This is a genomic window from Sphingobium sp. SA2 (assembly GCF_032227065.1).
GTDB lineage: Bacteria > Pseudomonadota > Alphaproteobacteria > Sphingomonadales > Sphingomonadaceae > Sphingobium.
Window position 1 is genome coordinate 16957 of sequence record NZ_JAPMXX010000006.1, and the last position, 20739, is coordinate 37695.

Here is a 20739-nt window from a genome sequence, read left to right on the forward strand (position 1 = left end):
TGCCGTTATTCCAAGCCCTTGCCGGTGCGAGAGTCAAGCTGGAGACATCAAGCCGGGGCAAGAAAGCGCCCCTTGGCCAGGCATTCGGCCCATTCCGAATCCACCTGCGAATCCGCGACGACGCCCGAACCAAGGCCCAGCCGACCGACGCCGCTGCCTTCCGCGACGCATAAGGTGCGGATCGACACATTGAAGGCCGCGTCGCCCTCCGGGTCGATCCAGCCCATTGTGCCGGTATAGACGCCGCGCGCATGAGGTTCGACCGCATCGATAATCTCCATCGCCCGCACCTTGGGCGCGCCGGTGATCGAACCGCAGGGAAAGAGGATGCGCAACACATCGACCGGAGACAGGCCGGGCAGGATGCGCGCGCGCACGGTCGACACCAGTTGATGCACGGTCGGGAAGCTCTCGACCTTGAACAGGTCCGGCACGATCACACTGCCCGCACGCGACACCCGCGACAGGTCGTTGCGCAGCAGGTCGACGATCATCAGATTTTCGGCGCGCTGCTTGGGATCGGCGGCAAGCCAGCGCGCAAGGTCCGCATCCCGCTGCGGATCGGCATCGCGCACCGCCGTCCCCTTCATCGGCCGGGCGGTCAGTTGCCCCCGCACCTGGGTAAAGAAGAGTTCGGGCGAAAAGGACAGCAGCGCATGGTCCCCGGTGCGGATCACCCCGCCATAGCCCGCCGCCGCGCGCGGCCGGACGGCGGCATAGAGCGCCATCGGATCACCGGTCAGCGGCACATAGCAGGGGAAGGTGAGGTTCGCCTGATAGATGTCGCCCGCCCGGATATAATCCTGCACCGCGTCGAAGGCGACGCGATAGTCCGCCTCCTCGATCATCGGCCGCAACGACCCGATCTGCGCGCCGTTCGGATCGGGCAACATCACGGGCAGCGTGCCGGGGGGGATCAGCCGCACCCCTTCGAACAGACCGAACCACAAGAGCGGCGACCCATCGGACCGTAGGTCATGGCGGCGGCCGATCGGTGCCAGCCGTTCCTCCAGCGCCAGCCCGGCTTCATAGCTCATATAGCCCGCGACATGCAGCCCCGCCTCGCGCGCGTCGGCGATGCGGTCGAGCGCTGGCTGCACCTCCTCCATCCGATGGGCGGCGATGACCGACACGGGATCGCGATAGAGCCGCGCAGCCGCGGCATGGCGCGGGCGGGCATCATCGAACAGAGCAAAGATTTCGGTCGGGCCGGGAAGACGCATGGGCGTGTCTTAACAGGCTTTGCGCGCGACGAAAGGCCGATCCAAGGTGCAGTGTCCTTGCAGCAGCGCAACGAACGCCCTACCCCATGCGGCCATGACCGATCCCCTCCCCGATCCCGCCCCCGACGCCGTGGCGGCGCGTCCGTTCGGACCAGCGCTCGCGCTGGCGCTGCGGGGTCGCTGCCCGGCCTGTGGCGAGGGCCGTCTGTTCGCGCATTTCCTCAAACCCGTGCCCGCCTGCGCCCAATGCGGCCAGCGGTGGGATCTGCATCAGGCGGATGATTTCCCGTCCTATATCGTCATCCTGCTGCTCGGCCATATATTGGTGCCGCTGATGATCGAAGTGAACAGCGCCTTCGCCATTCCGCTTGGGTGGCAGGCGGCGATCTGGCCGACCTTGGCTTTCCTGCTGGCGGTAGCGATGATCCAGCCGGTCAAGGGCGGCGTCATCGCCTTCCAGTGGACGCGCCGCATGGCCGGGTTCCGGTAAAAGTCACCCGTTTTAGGAGCGGCCCCCCTCCGTTCGTTTCGAGCGAAGTCGAGAAACGCTCGAACCGAACGGGAAGCCGATCAGTCCGGCTGGCGCAGGAAATTCCGCTCCATCGCCTCGCGCAGCGTTTCATCGATCTCGCGACGCCCTTCCGCGCCATGGGTGACGACCGTGGTGTCGCAGGTCGCGACGCATACGCCCTTCTGGAAACCCGCCGAACTGATCGTCCAGCTGGTCCGGCCAATATGGCCGATCGCGCAATGGACTTCGAACGGATAGGGGAAATGCGATTCCTCGATGAAGTTCAACTGCACCGCCGCGACCAGCCAGCGCACCCCCTGTTCCTGCGGATGGCGGCCCAGATGGTGATGGAACCGGATGCGCGCGGTTTCAAAGATGCCCGATATCGCCACATTGTTGATGTGGCCCATCGTATCGAGATCCTGAAAGCGGGTGTCGATGCTGGTGACGAAGCGATAGGCTTCTGGAGTGAACCGCCAGGATTCGGGTTTGGCCATGTCCTGATTTCCCTCTAACAATGTTGCACTTGCCATAGCCCTGCTGGCCCATGATGCAATCGCACCCGCGAAATTGGGCGCAGTGCGACCTTTATGACACAATGAAAGTCCCGCTTTTGCGTGGGTCGCCCGAAACATCGCAAAAACGTCATCGTTACGTCACCGTTATGTCAATGCCCGCTCATTGCGGTGCAACATGTCGCGCCTACGGCCCCCGACCAAGCCGGCTACCGGTTTTTCCAAGGGGGAAATTTTCACATGCGTCCTGCCACAGCCTTGCTGCTCGCCTCCACCATGTTGGCCAGCACACCCGCCTTCGCCCAGACGGCCTCGCTCGCCGTCCCCGCCGCTGCGGCGGCCGTGGAAGGCGAAGAGATCATCGTCTTTGGTCGCGGCGAAACCCGCCAGGTGCAGGAAATCAAGGCCCGCGACATCATCGTGCTGACACCCGGCACCAACCCGCTCAAGGCGATCGAAAAACTGCCCAGCGTCAACTTCCAATCGGCCGACCCGTTCGGCAATTATGAATGGTCGCAGCGCGTCACCATCCGCAGCTTCAACCAGAATCAGCTCGGCTTCACCTTCGACGGCATTCCGCTCGGCGACATGAGCTATGGCAACCATAACGGCCTGCACATCACCCGCGCGATCAGCAGCGAAAATATCGGCAGCGTGCGCGTGGCGCAGGGCGCGGGTTCGCTCGGCACGCAGGCGACCGGCAATCTTGGCGGCACCGTCGAAACCTTCTCGATGGACCCGGCCGACAGCTTCGGCGCGCAGGGCAATTTCACCTATGGCAGCAACGACACGATGCGCGCCTTAGGCCGCATCAACCTCGGCAGCGCCGACGGCATTCGCGGCTATGTGTCCTATGGCTATGGCTCGACCGACAAATATAAGGGCACTGGCGTCCAGGACCAGCATATGGGCAATGCCAAGGTCATCATTCCCATCGGCGAAGCCAAGATCGACGGTTGGCTGAGCTATTCGGATCGCCGCGAACAGGATTATCAGGACATGTCGATGGGCATGATCCGTCGCCTCGGCTGGGACTGGGACAATACCTTCCCCGATTACACCCGCGCGATCGACTATGCCGACCGGCTGAACGACGTTGACCTCATCAGCAACAGCGGCGGATCGCCCTTCCCCGACGGTCGCTTCGACTATAGCGGCGCCAACGTCGCCACCGGCCAGACCTATCCCGGCGGCGTCACCAGCGCTGACGACGCCTATTATGACGCGGCTGGCCTGCGCAAGGACTGGCTGGGCGCCGTCGGCTTCACCACCCCGCTCGGCGAGCAGGCCAATCTGAAGCTCAAGGGCTATTACCACAATAATAGCGGCATGGGTCTGTGGGGCACACCCTATGTCCGCAGCCCCAATGGCGTGCCCATGTCGATGCGCACGACCGAATATGACATGGACCGTATCGGCGCGTTCGGCAGCGTCGATTTCACGATCGGTGCGCAAAATCTGAGCGTCGGTGCATGGTATGAAAATAACAAGTTCAACCAGGCCCGCCGCTTCTACGCCTTTGCCAGCCGCGCCGAACCGGGCCTGTCGTTCCGCGACTATCCGAAAAATCCCTTCTTCACCCAGTGGGAATTCGACTTCACCACCGACACCTTCCAATATCATGTCCAGGACAAGATCGACCTTGGCATGGTGACGATCAACCTGGGCTGGAAGGGCTTTAAGGTCACAAACGAGGCCGAAGCCATCGTGCAGGCGACCTTCCCGCAAGGCAAGATTAGCGCCGAAGACTGGTTCCAGCCAACGGCCGGCTTCGTTGTGGAAGTCAGCCCCGAAGCGGAAGTGTTCGGCGGCTTCAGCCAGTCGACCCGCGCCTTTGCCAGCGCCACCACGACCGGCCCCTTCTCGACCAACCAGGCCGGTTTCGACGCGATCAAGGATGATCTGAAACCCGAAGAGTCCGACACCTATGAACTCGGCCTGCGCTACAACACGCCGATGTTCAACGGTACGCTGGGCGCTTATCTCGTCAACTTCCGCAACCGCCTGCTCGCGGTGCAGGTCGGATCGGCGATCCAAGGCAACCCTTCGGCGCTCCAGAATGTCGGCGGCGTCCGCTCCATCGGCGTCGAAGCGGCGGGCGACCTGAAACTGGGCGGCGGCTTTGGCCTCTATGCCAGCTACAGCTACACCGACGCCACCTATCGCGACGATGTCGTGAACGGCAACGGCGTGGTGGTCGCGGCGATCGAAGGCAAGACAGTGGTCGACAGCCCCAAACATATGGCGCGCGGCGAACTCAACTATGACGACGACAAGCGCTTCTTCCGCGTCGGCCTCAACTATATGTCGCGTCGCTTCTACAGCTACACCAACGACGCCTCGGTCCCCGGCCGTCTGATCGTCGACGCCTCGCTCGGCTATCGCTTCACCGACAAGATCGAAGTGCAGCTCAACGCCACCAACCTGTTCGACAAACGCTATGTCGGCACCATCGGGTCGGGCGGCTTCGGCAATAGCGGCGACGCCCAGACCCTGCTGGTCGGTGCCCCTCAGCAATTCTTCGCCACGGTGAAGGCTGGGTTCTGACGTAATATCATCCTCCCCTTTAAGGGGAGGTGGCTGGCCGCAGGCCAGACGGAGGGGTGTGACCCTATCGATAGGGTGACACCCCTCCGTCATCGCTACGCGCTGACACCTCCCCTGCCAGGCAGGGGAATCGCATATGGGCTTGAACGATTGATCGAATGGGATTCTTGGGTGGTCTCCATAGTTGGAGGCGACCGATGGATGATTTTTCGGCATATTTCGGTGAGGTTGACGATCCGCGCGCGGGCAATGCGCGGCACAATCTTCTCGAACTGATCTTCGTTGCGCTTGCGGCGGTTCTGTGCGGTGCCGAAGATTGTACGGATATGGCGGAGTTTGCCCGTGCCAAGCTGGGCCTGCTGCGTCAGGTGGTGGATCTGGAGCATGGTCCACCGAGCCACGACACGTTCAGCCGGGTCTTCCGGTTGCTCGATCCCGAGCCGTTCGAAGCGGCGTTTGCACGCTTTACGGCGGCATTCGCAGGTGCCCTCGAAGGCGTGGTGGCGATTGATGGCAAGGCGTTGCGCGGGGCGTATGAACGTGGGCGCAAGGCGACGCCGCTGCATCTCGTCAATGTCTGGGCAGCCGAGAAGCGTCTGGTCATTGGCCAGCGGCTGGCACCCGGTCGCAATGAAGTCGCCGGCGTGCTGGAGGTGCTGACGCTGTTGCGTCTGGACGGCTGTATCGTCACCGCCGATGCCCTGCATTGCCGACCCGACACAGCGCAGGCCATTCTCGCAACCGGTGCCGACTATGCCCTGGCGATCAAGGAAAACCGGCCAAAGCTGCTAGCCAGCGCCAAAGCGCTGATCGCAATGGGCGAGCAGGCGGATGTCGCCACGATCCGGTCAGGCCCGGCCCATGATCGCACGGAAATCCGACACGCGATCGTGGTGCCCGCCGAAGCCCTCGACTTCCCCGGCATCGCGGCGGTGGGGCAAGTGGAAACGTGCCGCCGCAACGCTGGTCGGGACGAGCCACCGGTCAAACGCTGGTTCCTTCTGTCCCGACCTTTGACCGCCAAACGGCTGATCGAAGTCGCGCGTGCGCATTGGACCATCGAAAACCAACTGCACTGGGTGCTCGACGTCACCTTCGAGGAAGACGCCGCGCGAAGCCGAAAGGACTATGCCCCGCAAAACCTCGCGCTAATCAGGAAACTTGCGCTCAACATCTTGAGAACCCACCCGGACAAGGGATCAATCAAAGGCAAAATCAAACGGGCGGGCTGGAACGATGCATTCCTTCTCTCAATGCTTGGTCATATGCGATAGCCCTGCCCTGCCAGGGGAGGATGACCCGGCAGCCCGAAGTGTTGACCAATTTCAACTCCGGACAAAAATGTCCGTTCGTTTCGAGCGAAGTCGAGAAATATATGCGACACGTTATCCGCTTCTCGACACGCTCGAAGCGAACGGCAGCTGGGACAATGACCATGATCAAAGCCGCGCTTTTCCTCGCTACCGCCCTCGCCGCCTGCCTGCCCGGCATGGCGCTGGCGGAGCCGGTGCTGCTGATCTCGATCGACGGGCTGCGGCCCGGCGACGTGATCGAGGCGCAGAAGCGCGGTCTTGCCATTCCCAATCTGCGCCGCTTCCTGACTGACGGCGCCCATGCCTCCGGCGTCACCGGGGTCGCGCCGACGCTGACCTATCCCAGCCACACGACGCTGATGACCGGCGTATCGCCCGCCCGCCACGGCATCGTCGCCAATAACAGCTTCGATCCGACCGGGATCAATCAGGGCGGCTGGTACTGGTACGCCCCCGACATCAAGGTGCCGACCCTGTGGGAGGCCGCTGCCAAGGCGGGCCTGTCCACCGGCAATGTCCATTGGCCGGTCAGCGTCGCGCCCAAGGGCGTGACCTGGAACCTGCCGCAAATCTGGCACACCGGCCATGGCGACGACGCCAAATTGCTCGACGCGCTGGCGACGCCGGGCCTCTCGGCCGAACTGGCGGCGAAGGTCGGCCAGCCCTATGCGATGGGCATCGACGAAAGCCTGGCCGGCGACCAGTTGCGCGGCCAGTTTGCCACCGCGCTCATCGCCACGCACAAGCCGCAATTCCTGACCGTCTATTTCGCCGCGCTCGATCATGAGGAACATGCGAGCGGCCCCGACAGCCCCGCTGCCAAGGCCGTGCTGGAAAAGATCGACGCCATCGTCGGCGATCTCGTAGCGGCGGAGATGCAGGCGCATCCCGACGCGGTAATCGCCGTCGTCAGCGACCATGGGTTCGAAGCGACGCACACCGCGATCAACCTCTATCGCCCCTTCATCGACGCCGGGCTGATCACTGTCGGCCCCGATGGCAAGGTCGCATCCTGGCTGGCCATGCCCTGGATTTCGGGTGGATCGGCCGCGATCATGCTGGCACGGCCCGACGATGCGGCACTGGCGGCGCGGGTGCAAGCGTTGCTCGACAAACTCGCCGCCAATCCCGCCAACGGCATCGCGCAGGTGGCGGACAGGGCGCAGACCGCCGCGATCGGCGGCAATCCACAGGCAACCTTCTATATCAACCTCGCCCCCGGCTTCGTCACCGACATCTATCGCGGCCCGACCGCGCCGGTGCGCGCGCATAGCTCGGTCAAGGGCATGCACGGCTATTTTCCCGGTCCCGCCAATCTGCAGGCGAGCTTCCTGCTGATGGGCAAGGGCGTACCGCGCGGCAAGAATCTGGGTGCCATCGACATGCGCGCCATCGCACCCACGCTGGCCACCATCATGCGCGCGTCGCTGCCCGATGCGGACAAGCCCGCGATCAACCTCAAGCCATAAGGCAACGCAGCGTTTCGCGGCACGCAATGGACTTCGTTGCACAGGCGACATAGCTTTCCCCCGGTTCATCGATCCGGGGGTTCCCATGCCGCGCTACAGCCTTGCCGCCATCATCCTGCACTGGGCGATCGCCGCCCTGCTCGCCTTTCAGATCAGCGTCGGCTGGGCGCTGGAGGATCTGGGCGCGCGCGGCTTTGCGCTCTATCAACTGCACAAGTCGGTCGGCATCGCCATTCTGGCTCTCACGCTGCTGCGGATCGGCATCCGCTATTGGAAACCACGCCCAGCGAAACTGGAGGGCGGCTGGCAGGGTGCCTTGGCTTCGACCGTACATGGCGGCCTCTACGCCTTCATGTTGGGCGCGCCGCTGACCGGCTGGGCGCTCGTCTCGACCGCCAAGGTCAAGGTGCCGACGCTCATCTTCGGAATCATCCCCCTGCCCCATCTGCCGCTGCCCGCGTCCGCGCATGGCCTGGCCGAGGGTGGCCATGGCCTGATCGCCTGGCTCGGCATCGCGCTCGTCCTGCTCCATGTCGCGGGCGCGCTGCGCCACCATCTGCTGATGCGCGATGGCCTCATCTGGCGGATGATCCCGAACCGCTCGACGGCTCTACTGGTCGGACTGCCCGCGCTGATTTTGCTGGGCTTTGCGCTGGGCCGGGTGATCCTGCCAGCGACTGCCCCCGTCGAGGCAGCGGCGGCACCCTCGGCCCCCGTGGCGCAACCCGAAGAACGGATGCCCGTGGCCAATGTAACCGAGCCGGACAATAGCGCCGTCGCCAATGAAGCGGTAGCGCAGGAAGAAGAACCCGTCGGCCCGCCCACGGCCTGGACCTTGCAACCCGGCGGCACGATCGGCTTTGCCGTCGGCAATGACGGCCAGACGATCAGCGGCAGCTTCGCCAAATGGACCGCCGCGATCGTCATGGACCCCGACCATCCCGAAACCGCCGACATCCGCGTATCGATCGACATGGCCAGCGCCAGCGTCGGCGACGCCTATCAGGACGGGATGCTGCCGGGCGACGAATTTTTCGCCGTCGCCACCCATCCGACCGCGACCTTCACCGCCAAGGGTGCGGAGAAGACGGGAGCAAATACCTATCGCGCCAGCGGCCGACTCAGCCTCAAGGGCGTTAGCAAACCCCAAACCATCCGCTTCACCCTGTCCGGCGACGGCCCGACCCGCAAGGTCACCGGCACCGCCACCATCGCCCGCGCCGCCTTCGACGTTGGCAATGGCGACAGCAGCGGCAGCCTGGCTCCCAATGTAGCGGTCACCTTCGCCTTCACGGCGAAGCAAAGGTAATAGACGTCTCTTCCCCGTTCGGGCTGAGCCTGTCGAAGCCCTGTTCTTCTCCTCAAGAAGTGCAGCCCTTCGACAAGCTCAGGGCGAACGGATCATGGTATGGAAGCAGGCAATCAGAACCGCATGCCCACACCCACGCCGAACACCCATGGGTCCAGGCTCACCTTCACCCGCTGCACCCCGGCCGCCGCCGTGGTCAGGCGTGCCTTCGTGTCGATATCGATATATTTGACGTCGAAGTTCAAAAATAGCTTGTCGTTCAGGTCGATATCGACCCCAGCCTGCCCGGCCCAGCCGACGCTGTCGGACAGATGCACCTTGGTCTTGCCGACCGCGCCTTCCAGCGCGCTGGACGCATCATTGTTGAAGAACAACGTATAGTTGACGCCCGCGCCGACATAGGGACGGATCTTGCTGCCCGGTGCAAAATGATATTGCACCGTCAGCGTCGGCGGCAGCGCATTGGTCGCGGCCAGCTTGCCCAGCGATCCGGTCGTCCCGGTCTTGCCGCTCACCGTATGGCGGCTGGTCGCGGCGATCAGTTCGAAACCGATATTATCGGTCGCCATGTAAGTGATGTCGATTTCCGGCGTGATGGTGTTGTTCACCTTCACCTTTTCGCCCGGAAAGCCGGGCAGCACGCTGCCGCTCTTCTCGTTGGGCGCGACCATGATGCCGCGCAGGCGGACAAGCACGTCGCCCTGCGCGGCCTGCGCCGGGGCGGCCATGGCAGCGGCGGCGCAGGCCGTGCCGAGCAGAATGGTCTTGATGGTCATGATAAATCTCCCTGTCTGGTGGGGAGCGCTCTGCCGCATCCGGCACGGCGCGGCATTGACGGTGCGCAAGCTGCAATTTGATCTGGCGCAATGCAGCCCCGGCGACTTGCTGCGATCACCCAACCCATGTGGAACTATCATCCTGACCTGCTCGCCCGGCCGGTGCCGCGCTATACCAGCTATCCCACCGCCGCCCAGTTCACCGATAGCGTCGGCGTAGCGGAGATGGGCCAGCGGCTGGACGCGCTCGCGCCCGACACGCCGATCTCGCTCTATGTCCACATCCCCTATTGCCACGACATCTGCTGGTATTGCGGCTGCAACACCGGCGCGGCGAACAAGGCGCAACGGCTGACCGCCTATGTCGAAGCGCTGGAGCGCGAAGTCGCGCTGATCGCCGCCCGGTTGAACGGACGTGGCCGGGTGACGCGCATCGCCTTTGGCGGGGGCAGCCCCAATAGTCTGCCGCTCGTCGATTTCATCCGGCTGATGCAGCAATTATTGCGCTGCTTCGACGCCCATCATGCCGAGCTATCGGTCGAGCTGGACCCGCGCCGCCTGGACGCGGACTGGATCGACGCGATGGCCGCCATGGGGGTCGATCGCGTCAATCTGGGCGTCCAGACCTTCAGCCCCCATGTCCAGACGCGCATCGGTCGCATCCAGCCGCTCGACATGGTCGAACGCGCGGTAGCGCGGCTGGACAAGGCAGGCGTCGCCACCGGGTTCGACCTGATGTACGGTCTGCCAGGGCAAAGCATGGACGACCTGTCCGCCACGCTCGACGCCACCATTCGCCTCGCGCCTGCGCGCATCGCCCTGTTCGGCTACGCCCATATGCCGCGCCTGCTGCCGCGCCAGCGGCGCATCGACGCCAGCGACCTGCCCGACGTGGCCCAGCGCTTCGCCATGGCCGCCATGGGTCATGATGCGCTCACGCACGCAGGCTATCGCGCGATCGGCTTCGACCATTTCGCTCTGCCCAACGACGGCATGGCGCTCTCCGCCGCCAAAGGCCACCTACGCCGCAACTTCCAGGGCTTCACTGATGATCCCGCCCAAATATTGATCGGCATGGGTGCCAGCGCGATCAGCCAGTTCCCCGACCTGATCGTCCAGAATGCAAAACAGGCCGGCCCCTGGCGCACCGCGATCGAAGCGGGCCAACTCGCAACCACGCGCGGCCTCCTCCGCACCGCCGACGACCAACGTCGCGGGCGCATCATCGAAGCCCTGCTCTGCCAGGGTGAAGTGCATCTGGACGCCTACGATCCCCAACCCGACCTTGACCGCTTCGAACAACGCGGACTGGTCGAACGGAGCGGAAATCGCCTGCTGCTGCCCCCCGATGCGCTCCCCTATGCCCGCAGCATCGCCGCCTGCTTCGACGCCTATCTGGAGCCCGTCGAAACGCGGTTCAGCCATGCGGTCTAGCGCGGCGCTCGCCAGCACGCTGGCCTGCCTGTTCCTCAATGCCCCGCTGGCCAGCGCGGATGCCAGCTCCGCCTGGTATTGCGGCGCGGGCCTTGCGGGCCAGTGGGTGCCGCCTTGGCTGCCCCAGCCCGGCCCCAGCCGCCACGACATCGCCTGCCACCTCATGACCGGATGCCGCCGCGAGGAGCAGCGCGAAGAGGCCTGAGACGGATGGTGGCTAGGCGGCGCCCGGTCCTCTGGACAGGCTCGGAAGGCTGCGCCATGGTCGCCCCCATAACCCCTCACCCACAGGATGCCCCGCCATCATGCGCGCGCCCTTCCTTGCTCTGCCCTTCGCCTTGCTCGCCGCGTCCCCGGCACCGGCCGTCCAGCCCGGCGGCGGCGCGTTCATGTTCGAAAGCGGCACCAGCCTGCTTGCCAAATGCCGCAACAAGGCCCCCGAATATGGCCTCGCCTGCAACGCCTATATCGTCGGCGTGGTCGATGGCATCCGCAAGGATCTGTTCATCGGACGCGGTCGGCAAGTCTGCTGGCCCGACAGGATGAGCGCGGACGACGCCCGCCGTACCGTCGTCGCCTATCTCGAACGCTGGCCCGACCAGCGACGCAGCCCAGCCTCCGTGCTGGTCAGCGTTGCGCTAAACGACCGCTATCCTTGCCAAAAATAGCCGCTCGATCACATTGATCGAAAGGATCATTGCGCAGCGCGGCCACGGGACTGCTATAAACTTGCCTTGAAGGGCGCGGCGGCGTAGGTGCGGCCCCTGTTTTTTGGTTCATGTAGGAGACTCGTCGTGGCGGCGAAATGGACGCCGGATAGCTGGCGCGCGCATAAGGGCATTCAGATGCCCGCCTATCGTAATGCGGAGGCTCTGGCCGCCGTAGAGGCACAGCTTGGCCAGTTTCCGCCGCTCGTCTTTGCAGGCGAAGCCCGCAACCTCAAGGCAGATCTCGCCAAGGTCGCAGCCGGGGAATCCTTCCTGCTGCAGGGCGGCGATTGTGCGGAAAGCTTCGCGGAATTCCACCCGAACAATATCCGCGACACGTTCCGGGTGCTGCTGCAGATGGCGGTCGTCCTGACCTTCGCGTCGAAGCTGCCGGTGGTAAAGGTCGGCCGCATGGCGGGCCAGTTCGCCAAGCCCCGCTCGGCCGACACCGAAGTCATCGATGGCGTCGAACTGCCCAGCTATCGCGGCGACAATGTCAACGACATCGCCTTCACCGCACAGGGCCGCGAGCCGGACCCGCAGCGGATGGTGCAGGCCTATAACCAGTCGGCCGCCACGCTCAACCTGCTGCGCGCCTTCTCGACCGGCGGCTATGCCAGCCTCGACCGGGTGCATGGCTGGATGCTCGATTTCATGGGCCGCTCGCCCTGGGCCGCGAAGTTCGAACAAATGGCCGACCAGATCGGCCAGGCGCTCGACTTCATGCGCGCCTGCGGCCTGTCGGCGGAAACCGTGCCCCAGCTTGGCGGGACCAGCTTCTACACCAGCCATGAAGCGCTGCTGCTGCCGTTCGAACAGGCGCTGACCCGTCAGGACAGCCTGACCGGCGACTGGTACGACACGTCCGCGCATATGCTGTGGATCGGCGACCGCACCCGCTTCGAAGGGTCGGCCCATGTCGAATATCTGCGCGGCATCGGCAACCCGATCGGCCTCAAATGCGGCCCCAGCCTGGAGCCGGACGCGCTGCTGCGCCTGCTCGACACGCTGAACCCCGCGCGCGAAGCCGGGCGGATCACGCTTATCACCCGCTATGGCCATGACAAGATCGAGGCGGGCCTGCCCAAGCTGGTCCGCGCCGTGATGCGCGAAGGCCATCCGGTCATCTGGTCCTGCGACCCGATGCACGGCAATGTCGTCAAGGCCGCCAATGGCTATAAGACGCGGCCCTTCGACCGCATCCTGGCCGAAGTGCGCGGCTTCTTCGCCGTCCATCGGGCGGAAGGCAGCTTCGGCGGCGGCATCCACGCCGAAATGACCGGGCAGAATGTCACCGAATGCACCGGCGGCGCCATCGCCATCACCGACGAAGGCCTGGCCGACCGCTACCACACCCATTGCGATCCGCGCTTGAACGCGGCGCAGAGCCTGGAGCTGGCTTTCCTGCTGGCCGAAATGCTCAACGAAGAACTGAAAGAACGCCGCGCAGCGGCGTGAGAAATTGCTTTATGCGCCCCTCCCGTTCACGGGAGGGGAGCGAGACTTAGGCGCGCAGCGCCTTAGTCGCAGCGGGGTGGGCCAACGCACCCTCGCGCAAGCCCACCCCCTAACCCCTTCCCGCAAGGCGGTAGGGGGAACATGCGCCACAAAAGTCCCCCACCTTTCACGGACGATAGTTTCTGGCTGAGTTGGGTGGATTGCTGCCGTTCGCCAGCCTTCCTGCCGGACTCCTCTGACTCGGAACGCAAGATCAAACAACCGCAGCGGCGGGGATTTGATTTCAGGTCTGCCAGAGTTAAGCAGGTGCGGTGAACCACCATTTTGATCCGCCATCTTTCGACAACCCACATCAGGAAGCTGTATTCTGGCGCGGGGTTCTTTTACATCATTACGCGATTGTCGAATTTGAGGTGTCGGACCTCATAATCCGCACGTTCTTCAGCAATGCCTATCAGAATCTTCCTAAGAAGCTGAGCTACCCATGGTATAAGCGATTAAAACAACTCGGCCGCATACTCGATGCCCCGGGGCCACTATCAGCGTATTCCGCTGAATGTAGAAAACTGATTGCGCAGATCAGTCTTATCGAATCCGACAGGCACTTGATCGTGCATGGGTTGATGAGAGTCGACGAAGTCGCCCCGGAGCCGATGGTGCATTTCGAATGCTACGATGCTGAAAAGAGCCGTCTGAACGAAAACCACTACCGGCTCTCGGAGGTGCGCTACATCGCGCAGGAGACAGGCGTCGCCGCAGAAGTACTTTCAGACCTGTTCGATAAAATGATTTCGTCTGCACAACTCCCTACTATTCCTTTAGATATTCCCGAGGCGCGGCGACGGGAAACGCGCGAGTTTTAATCGTCCAAATGACCCTAAGCATGTTGTGGCTTTTCCGCTTGGTTCGCATTTATGGCCTGCCGCGTCACGACGGAGCGAGCGCCAGCAAGAAGGGAGCAAAGGCGTGAATTGAGAGGCGTGTAAACGGCGTGATTTGGGCGCTTCAAGACCACCCGGTCCTCCCCAATCCAACACCCTTCCAATGTAGGATAATCTCTGATCTATCCTGCCAGATGGAATCCCCGCGCCGCCCTTCTACGTCTCCCACATCAGCCCGACCCCTGTCGCCGCACTGGCGCGCCACCGTCGCGTCAGCGTCGCGTCGCTGTCGCGTCGTTGTGACCCACCCGTTACCCAACCGGCGCGTCAGCGCGTCTTCGCAACCGCTTCTGCGTTACGATTGCCCCGAAAAACCCTGCGACGGTGTGAACTTCGCCGCTGTGACCTTAGCAGGCGTGACCTTAGGCCCCGCCCTTCCGCTTCTGCGCGCGCCGCGCAAAGATGTTCAGGCACTCGACCAGCGTCGAGAAAGCCATCGCCGCATAAATATAGCCCTTGGGCACATGCACGCCAAAGCCATCGGCGATCAGCACCGCGCCGATCATCAGCAGGAAACCGAGCGCCAGCATCACCACGGTCGGATTCTTCGCGATGAAATTGGCGAGCGGATCGGCCGCCAGCACCATCGCCGTCACCGCGACCAGCACCGCGATCACCATGATCGCCAGATTGTCGGTCATGCCAACCGCGGTCAGGATCGAATCGAGCGAAAAGATCATGTCGAGCAGGATGATCTGCACGATCGCGCTGCCGAATGTGATGGTGGCGACGCTTTTCTTGTCCAGCACATCGTCGCCGCCCGCCGGATCGACAGTGTGATGGATTTCCTTGGTCGCCTTCCAGATCAGGAACAAGCCGCCGACGATCAGGATCAGGTCGCGCCAGGAAAATTCGGTTTCAAAGGTCGGAGCGCCATATTCGTTCAGCGGACCGCTGATGCCAAGATCGAACACCGGGGCCGTGAGCCCGACGATCCAGGCGATCATGGACAACAGCAATAGCCGCATGCCGAGCGCCAGGCCGATGCCGATCCGTCGCGCCTTCTGCCGCTGCTCGACCGGCAGTTTGTTGGTCAGGATGGATATGAACACCAGATTGTCGATGCCCAGCACCACTTCCATGACCACCAGCGCAATCAGCGCGGCAATGGCGGTGGGGTCGGTAAAAGCGGCAATCAGACTGTCCATGATGATCCTTCCACGCTGCCATTTGGCACGCCACCGGAACGGTCGATCGCGCGACCGGTTCCCATCAAGATGCGCCGTCATCCGCTTGATCGCATGCAGGCACGAGCTTACAGGAGAGCCGGGCAAAAATGGGGGAAAATATCGTGCGGCCAATCGTCGGGTTCACCATCATAGCTACGGCCATGGCGGCCAGTACGCCGGTTGAGGCGGAGGTCTTTGCGATGACCGGCCATTTCCCGGCGCCCTATCGCGCCGTCAGCCTGCTGCGCAGCATCGGCGTCGATCGCATCGCCGGGCGGGATGGCACCGCACTCGCGCTGGCGATCGAACAGAAATTGAGCCGCGCCGGGCCGGATGGACGCCCCTATTATGCCGTCATCGCCCTGTCGCGGCGCGGCCCCGATGCGGATGGCATCATCACCGGCCTTGCCGATGCCAGCGTGCGCGAAACCAATGTGAAGCGGCAGGTCGAAGTCTGTGCCGAGGGCACCGACCAGAAATGCACGAAGAAGGAGAAGGTCGAGGCGCTGTGCCTGCAGGAAACGGTGACCTTCGCCCCGACATTGCGGATCGCCCGCGTCACGGACGGCCAGATCCTCTATAGCGAAACCCGCACGCAAACCGACACCATCGTCACCTGCCCCAAGGACAAGTCCAAGCGCACCCCGCGCCAGAGCATCGATCGCATGGTCCGCACCGCTGCGGACCGGCTGGCCGACGACATCATCCCGCGCCACGAAAATTACCGCATCCGCCTGCGCGAAGAACGCGACGGGATGGACAAGGCCATGGCCCAGCGCTTTCGTGACAGCATCAAATCGTCGCAGCGTGATCCGGTCGCCGCCTGCGGCGAATGGGCGGCGATGGACGGCGACCGGCCGGGTCATCCCTCGCTCCTGTTCAACCTTGGCCTCTGCGCCGAACGCGATGGCGACTATGCCGGCGCGGAACGGCTCTATGCCCAGGCGGGACAGGCGGCGCGCGGTGGCGCTTTTGCCGAAGGGGTAGAGCGGGTCCGCGCCCTCGCGGTGGGCCGCGCCGACGCTGCGGCACGGGCGCGCGGCGAGTGACGCGGCGGCTGGACTTGACGGGGCGACTCCCGTAGCGAAGGCGCGTTCCGATTTTCAAGCGCCGCGGCGTCCTGTCGCGGCCCCTGCCCTTTACGAAAGGCGGCCCATGGCAAGAACCACCCTCACCCGTTTCCTGATCGAACAACAGCGCTTGGCCGAAGCCCTGCCCGCCGAACTGCGCCTGCTGATCGAAACCGTAGCGCGCGCGTGCAAGACGATCAGCCATGCCGTCAGCAAGGGCGCACTGGGCGAAGTGCTGGGCAGCCTGGACAGCGAAAATGTGCAGGGCGAGGTCCAGAAGAAGCTGGACGTCATCGCCAATGAAATGCTGCTCGATGCCAATGAATGGGGCGGCCATCTCGCCGCCATGGCGTCGGAGGAGATGGAGACGATCCACCGCATCCCCAATCGCTATCCCAAGGGCGAATATCTGCTGCTGTTCGATCCGATCGACGGGTCCAGCAATATCGACGTCGACCTGTCGGTCGGCACCATCTTCTCGGTCCTCAAAGCCCCCGAAGCCTGCGCCGGTCGCGAAGTGACGGAGGAGGATTTCCTGCAGGACGGCCGGGCGCAGGTCGCGGCAGGCTATGCCATTTACGGGCCGCAAACCTTGCTGGTGCTGAGCGTCGGCACGGGCGTCTATGAATTCACGCTCGACCGCGAAGTCGGCAGCTGGGTCTTGACCGACGCCAATATGCAGATGCCGCAGGGCAAGTGCGAATTTGCCATCAACATGTCCAACCGCCGCCAATGGTCGCCCGCCGTGGCCCGCTATGTCGAAGAGCGCGTCATGGGTGGCGCGGGTCCGTGCGGCCAGGATTACAACATGCGCTGGACCGCCTCCATGGTGGCCGACGTGCATCGCATCCTCAAGCGCGGCGGGATTTTCCTCTATCCCTACGACCATCGCAATCCGGGCAAGGCCAAGCTGCGGCTGATGTATGAAGCCAATCCGATGAGCTATCTGATCGAGCAGGCGGGCGGCGCGTCGAGCGACGGGTTCCAACCGATCATGGACGTGCCCGCAACCAGCCTGCACCAGCGCGTCGGCGTGGTGCTGGGCGACCGCGCCGAAGTGGAAGCGGTGGTCGCTTATGGCCGCGAGATGGCCACCGCATAGAAGATAAGAAAATGGGGGAGAGCGCACTCAAGCGCTCGATCCCCCAACTATGCCCCGCCTGCCGGTCTTACCGGCGGCCCCTCTCCAGAAACATGTTATATGGCGCGGCAACAGCGAGGGATGCCTAGCCCAAGCCGAAGACAAAAAAAAGGCTGATCGTGAGACCAGCCTGAAAAGTTTAGGAGAGGATGCCTGAAAGGCACAGTCTTAGTGCCAGCGGGGCGTATTCTTCGCAAATGCGAAGGGTGAAGCTGCAATTGCGTAAACTGCAATCGTGTCCGGTGCGCTCGTGGCGAATCGGGTAAAGCAAATATCAGGGCTTTGGGCGTAGGTCCGCGCCATGCATGGAAAGGCAGAACAGATAGGCGCGCACATGACCCGGCCCCACCGCCGCGACATAGACGGCCTGCGCGCGCTCGCCATCCTGCCGGTCTTGTTCTTCCACGCCCATGTGCCAGGCTTTGCGGGCGGCTATGTCGGCGTCGACATCTTCTTCGTGATTTCGGGCTATCTGATCACCGGCATCATCGCCCGCGACGTCGATGACGGCCGCTTCTCGCTGCTCCGCTTCTATGAGCGGCGCTTCCGGCGAATCATGCCCGCCCTCGCCCTGATGATCCTCGCCGTGCTGGGCCTGGCAGCCTGGCTCTATCTGCCCGGCGATCTGGAGGGCGTACCCAAATCCGCGCTGGCCGCGACGCTGTTCGTCTCCAACCTGTGGTTCTTCACCGACACCGGCTATTTCGCTGGCGGTGCGGACGTGAAGCCCCTGCTCCAGACTTGGTCACTGGCGGTGGAGGAACAATATTATATCGGCTTCCCGATCCTGCTGATGCTGCTCGCCCGCTTCGGAACGCGCACGCGCGCAGGCGTCGTGACGGCTATCACCATATCGTCGCTGACCCTGTGCATAGTCATGCAGCGCGACACGACAGGCTTCGCCTTCTACCTCCTCCCAACCCGCGCCTGGGAATTGCTCGCGGGCGCACTCCTGGCACTGGGCGTCGTTCCGGCAATCCGGGCGCGCTGGCTGCGCGAATCCGTCGCTTGGGCTGGCCTATTGGCGATCGGCGGCGCAGTCTTCCTCTACGACCGCAACACGCTATTCCCCGGCGTCGCGGCCATCGCCCCCGTGCTGGGCGCAATGGCGCTGCTCCACGGCGCGCCGGGAACGAGCGCGGGTCGCATCCTCGCCCTGCCCCCGCTGGTCGGCATCGGCCTGATCTCCTACTCGCTCTATCTGTGGCACTGGCCGCTGATCGTCTTCACCGAATATACGACCGACCTGCCGCTATCAGGCGGAACGCAAGCCGCCATCATCGCCGCATCGCTGGTAATCGCCTGGCTATCCTGGCGCTTCGTCGAGCAACCCTTCCGCGATTCGGCCCGCATACCTCCCCGCACCGTCTTCCGCTTCACCGGCGCGGCGATGGCGCTGCTCTGCGCGCTGTCGCTGGCGCTGCTGGCGATGGGACCATGGTCCTCGCGCTTCACGCCCACCGTTCTGGCGCAGATCGCCGGGCACAACGACATCAGCCCGGATCGCAAGCGCTGCCACGACAGCTATATGCGTGGCGCGCAGCCCTGCGTCCTGGGCGCGCCCGCCCGGCCCGACGCCATGCTGTGGGGCGACAGTCATGGCGTGGAACTGGCGCATGTGCTGGCGCAGGACGCGCGCGCGCAGGGCCAATCGCTGATCGAGCGGACGACGTCGAGTTGCCCCCCCGTTCTGGCCTATGAAGCGAAGGACGCCCGCTGCGCCGCCGCCAACCGGGCCGCTTTCGACGCAATCCGCGCCGATCCGGACCTACGCCGCATCTACCTCGCCGCCTTCTGGGCCAATGGCGTATTTGATGATCCCGCCTTCGTGGCGAAACTGGACCGCACCATCGCTGCCATCCGCGCCGAAGGACGAGAAGTGGTGCTGATCGGTGCGGTCCCACCCCAGCCCTTCGACGTTCCTCGTCACCTTGCCCATCTGGCGCGCGCAGCCATGCTGGACAGCGCACAGGGGGTTGAGCGGGCGCAAGTGGAAGCGCGCATCGTCAATCTCCGCGCGCTCTTCACGCGCTGGCAGGCGCAGGGTGTGACGCTGATCGACCCCGTGGCGCGGCTATGCGACGCGCGCGTCTGCGCCATCGAGCGAAACGGCCAACCGCTCTACTTCGATTCGCACCATCTAAGCGTTGCCGGTGCGCGCGCCGTCATTGGCTGATCATTCGGCCGCCAGCGCATAGTCGGTACGGGGCAGTTCGACCGCGAGCGCCTGGGCAATCGCCTGCACCAGCGCGCGCATCCGCGCGACCCCCGGCCCCGGCCGGTCCAATGTCGCGTCCAGATAGAGCGTCCGGTCGATCTCGATCTGCAGCGCATGCAGATCGCGGTCCGGTCGCCCATGCCGTTCGATCAGATAATCGCCCGCATAAGGGCTATTGATCGCTACCAGCATGTCGTGCCCCGCCGCCACATCCGCCGCCAGCGTCGTCAATCGACTCGATGCGCTGCGGCCGAATCGGTCGCCCAGCACCAACCCCGGCGCGGGACAGCCCGGCGACGGCGGCGGTAGCGGCGGCATGGAATGAAGGTCGATCAGGATGGCATGACCATGGGCATCCCGCGCCGCCGCCATCAGTTGTGCGAGCGTCGCATGATAGGGCCGGTGGACCATATCGATCCGCCGCTGCACCTCCGCCCAGCTGATCGGTCCGCGCCACAATTCCGGTGCGCCAGGCAACCGACGCGGCAACAGGCCAAGCCCGCCCCGCAGTTTCGCGCTCGTCTGCAAGGCCACCATATGCGGCAGGTCGGAGAGCATCGCCGGATCGACCTCCCGATCGTGCCGGTTAAGGTCGATCAACGCGCGCGGCGCACGCGCCACTAAAACCGTGAAGCCCTGCGCTATCAACGGATGCACCAACAGGTCGACCCAGCGATCCTCCAGCCGCCGCAGCATTTCCGGCCGGACCCGCGCCTGCGCCAGCAAGGCGGGCGGATAGAGCCGGCCGGCATGGGGTACGGACAGGATAAGCGGGCGATCGGGAATCGCGGGGCCATAAAGATCGAAGGCCGGGTCGCTGTGCGTCGGCGCGCGCGGCGGGCTGTCGTCCAATGGCGCTCCTTTCAACGATCCGGGCAAAAATCGTGGCTTGGCTGGATAATATTTACACCTTGTCGCATATATCACGGCTTCGCGCC

18 protein-coding genes are annotated in these 20739 nt (G+C 64.0%); 13 read left to right on the forward strand and 5 right to left on the reverse strand.

Features of this window, described 5'->3' with window-relative positions; translation table 11 throughout:
- Positions 1-47 precede the first annotated feature (47 nt).
- A complete protein-coding gene (gene pabB / locus OVY48_RS07500) occupies positions 48-1223 on the reverse strand; it encodes an aminodeoxychorismate synthase component I (protein ID WP_313922365.1) in 1176 nt (391 codons plus the stop codon).
- A gap of 94 nt (positions 1224-1317) precedes the next feature.
- Between pabB and OVY48_RS07505 the strand changes: the two genes are divergently transcribed.
- Entirely contained in the window at positions 1318-1713 is a 396-nt protein-coding gene (locus OVY48_RS07505) for a DUF983 domain-containing protein (protein ID WP_037476277.1), read from the forward strand.
- Between the two features lie 80 nt (positions 1714-1793).
- Here the strand turns inward: OVY48_RS07505 and OVY48_RS07510 are convergent, their stop codons facing one another.
- On the reverse strand, positions 1794-2231 hold the full coding sequence (locus tag OVY48_RS07510; RefSeq protein WP_069065189.1) for an acyl-CoA thioesterase: 438 nt from the start codon (positions 2229-2231) through the stop codon (positions 1794-1796).
- A 258-nt stretch (positions 2232-2489) separates the two neighbouring features.
- On the opposite strand from OVY48_RS07510, the gene OVY48_RS07515 reads away from it, so the two are divergent.
- The 4 genes from OVY48_RS07515 (at position 2490) to OVY48_RS07530 (ending at position 8887) form a co-directional block, all read left to right on the forward strand.
- On the forward strand, positions 2490-4796 hold the full coding sequence (locus OVY48_RS07515; protein ID WP_313922366.1) for a TonB-dependent receptor: 2307 nt from the start codon (positions 2490-2492) through the stop codon (positions 4794-4796).
- 197 nt (positions 4797-4993) lie between these two features.
- Positions 4994-6070, forward strand: coding sequence for an ISAs1 family transposase (locus tag OVY48_RS07520; RefSeq protein ID WP_313922367.1), 1077 nt, complete (start codon positions 4994-4996; stop codon positions 6068-6070).
- 161 nt (positions 6071-6231) lie between these two features.
- Positions 6232-7578 (forward strand): ectonucleotide pyrophosphatase/phosphodiesterase, encoded by a 1347-nt coding sequence (locus tag OVY48_RS07525; RefSeq protein WP_313924712.1) that lies wholly within the window; start codon positions 6232-6234, stop codon positions 7576-7578.
- 85 nt (positions 7579-7663) lie between these two features.
- Positions 7664-8887 carry a YceI family protein gene (locus tag OVY48_RS07530; protein WP_313922368.1) on the forward strand — a complete coding sequence of 408 codons (1224 nt, stop codon included), beginning with the start codon at positions 7664-7666 and terminating at the stop codon, positions 8885-8887.
- Positions 8888-9000: 113 nt separating this feature from the next.
- Here the strand turns inward: OVY48_RS07530 and OVY48_RS07535 are convergent, their stop codons facing one another.
- The gene (locus tag OVY48_RS07535) at positions 9001-9663 is read right to left on the reverse strand and encodes an OmpW/AlkL family protein (protein ID WP_069065193.1); all 663 of its coding nucleotides are present in this window, start codon (positions 9661-9663) and stop codon (positions 9001-9003) included.
- 126 nt (positions 9664-9789) lie between these two features.
- Between OVY48_RS07535 and hemN the strand changes: the two genes are divergently transcribed.
- The 5 genes from hemN (at position 9790) to OVY48_RS07560 (ending at position 14125) form a co-directional block, all read left to right on the forward strand.
- On the forward strand, positions 9790-11097 hold the full coding sequence (gene hemN, locus OVY48_RS07540) for an oxygen-independent coproporphyrinogen III oxidase (RefSeq protein ID WP_313924713.1): 1308 nt from the start codon (positions 9790-9792) through the stop codon (positions 11095-11097).
- The gene (locus OVY48_RS07545) at positions 11087-11302 is read left to right on the forward strand and encodes a hypothetical protein (RefSeq protein WP_313922369.1); all 216 of its coding nucleotides are present in this window, start codon (positions 11087-11089) and stop codon (positions 11300-11302) included. The genes hemN and OVY48_RS07545 overlap by 11 nt, the downstream gene beginning before the upstream one ends.
- Positions 11303-11402: 100 nt before the next feature.
- A complete protein-coding gene (locus OVY48_RS07550) occupies positions 11403-11765 on the forward strand; it encodes a Rap1a/Tai family immunity protein (protein ID WP_313922370.1) in 363 nt (120 codons plus the stop codon).
- A gap of 126 nt (positions 11766-11891) precedes the next feature.
- A complete protein-coding gene (locus OVY48_RS07555; protein WP_313922371.1) occupies positions 11892-13262 on the forward strand; it encodes a class II 3-deoxy-7-phosphoheptulonate synthase in 1371 nt (456 codons plus the stop codon).
- 311 nt (positions 13263-13573) lie between these two features.
- Positions 13574-14125, forward strand: coding sequence for a hypothetical protein (locus tag OVY48_RS07560; RefSeq protein ID WP_313922372.1), 552 nt, complete (start codon positions 13574-13576; stop codon positions 14123-14125).
- A gap of 440 nt (positions 14126-14565) precedes the next feature.
- On the opposite strand, the gene OVY48_RS07565 is transcribed toward OVY48_RS07560, so the two are convergent.
- Positions 14566-15351 carry a TerC family protein gene (locus OVY48_RS07565; protein ID WP_313922373.1) on the reverse strand — a complete coding sequence of 262 codons (786 nt, stop codon included), beginning with the start codon at positions 15349-15351 and terminating at the stop codon, positions 14566-14568.
- 128 nt (positions 15352-15479) lie between these two features.
- On the opposite strand from OVY48_RS07565, the gene OVY48_RS07570 reads away from it, so the two are divergent.
- From OVY48_RS07570 to OVY48_RS07580, 3 genes are all read left to right on the forward strand, one after another.
- Entirely contained in the window at positions 15480-16421 is a 942-nt protein-coding gene (locus OVY48_RS07570) for a hypothetical protein (protein ID WP_313922374.1), read from the forward strand.
- Positions 16422-16527: 106 nt separating this feature from the next.
- Positions 16528-17544: a class 1 fructose-bisphosphatase gene (locus tag OVY48_RS07575; RefSeq protein WP_313922375.1), complete on the forward strand. Its 1017-nt coding sequence runs from the start codon at positions 16528-16530 to the stop codon at positions 17542-17544.
- A gap of 373 nt (positions 17545-17917) precedes the next feature.
- Entirely contained in the window at positions 17918-19759 is a 1842-nt protein-coding gene (locus OVY48_RS07580) for an acyltransferase family protein (RefSeq protein WP_313922376.1), read from the forward strand.
- On the opposite strand, the gene OVY48_RS07585 is transcribed toward OVY48_RS07580, so the two are convergent.
- Positions 19760-20653, reverse strand: coding sequence for an N-formylglutamate amidohydrolase (locus OVY48_RS07585; RefSeq protein WP_313922377.1), 894 nt, complete (start codon positions 20651-20653; stop codon positions 19760-19762).
- Between the last annotated feature and the right edge of the window lie 86 nt (positions 20654-20739).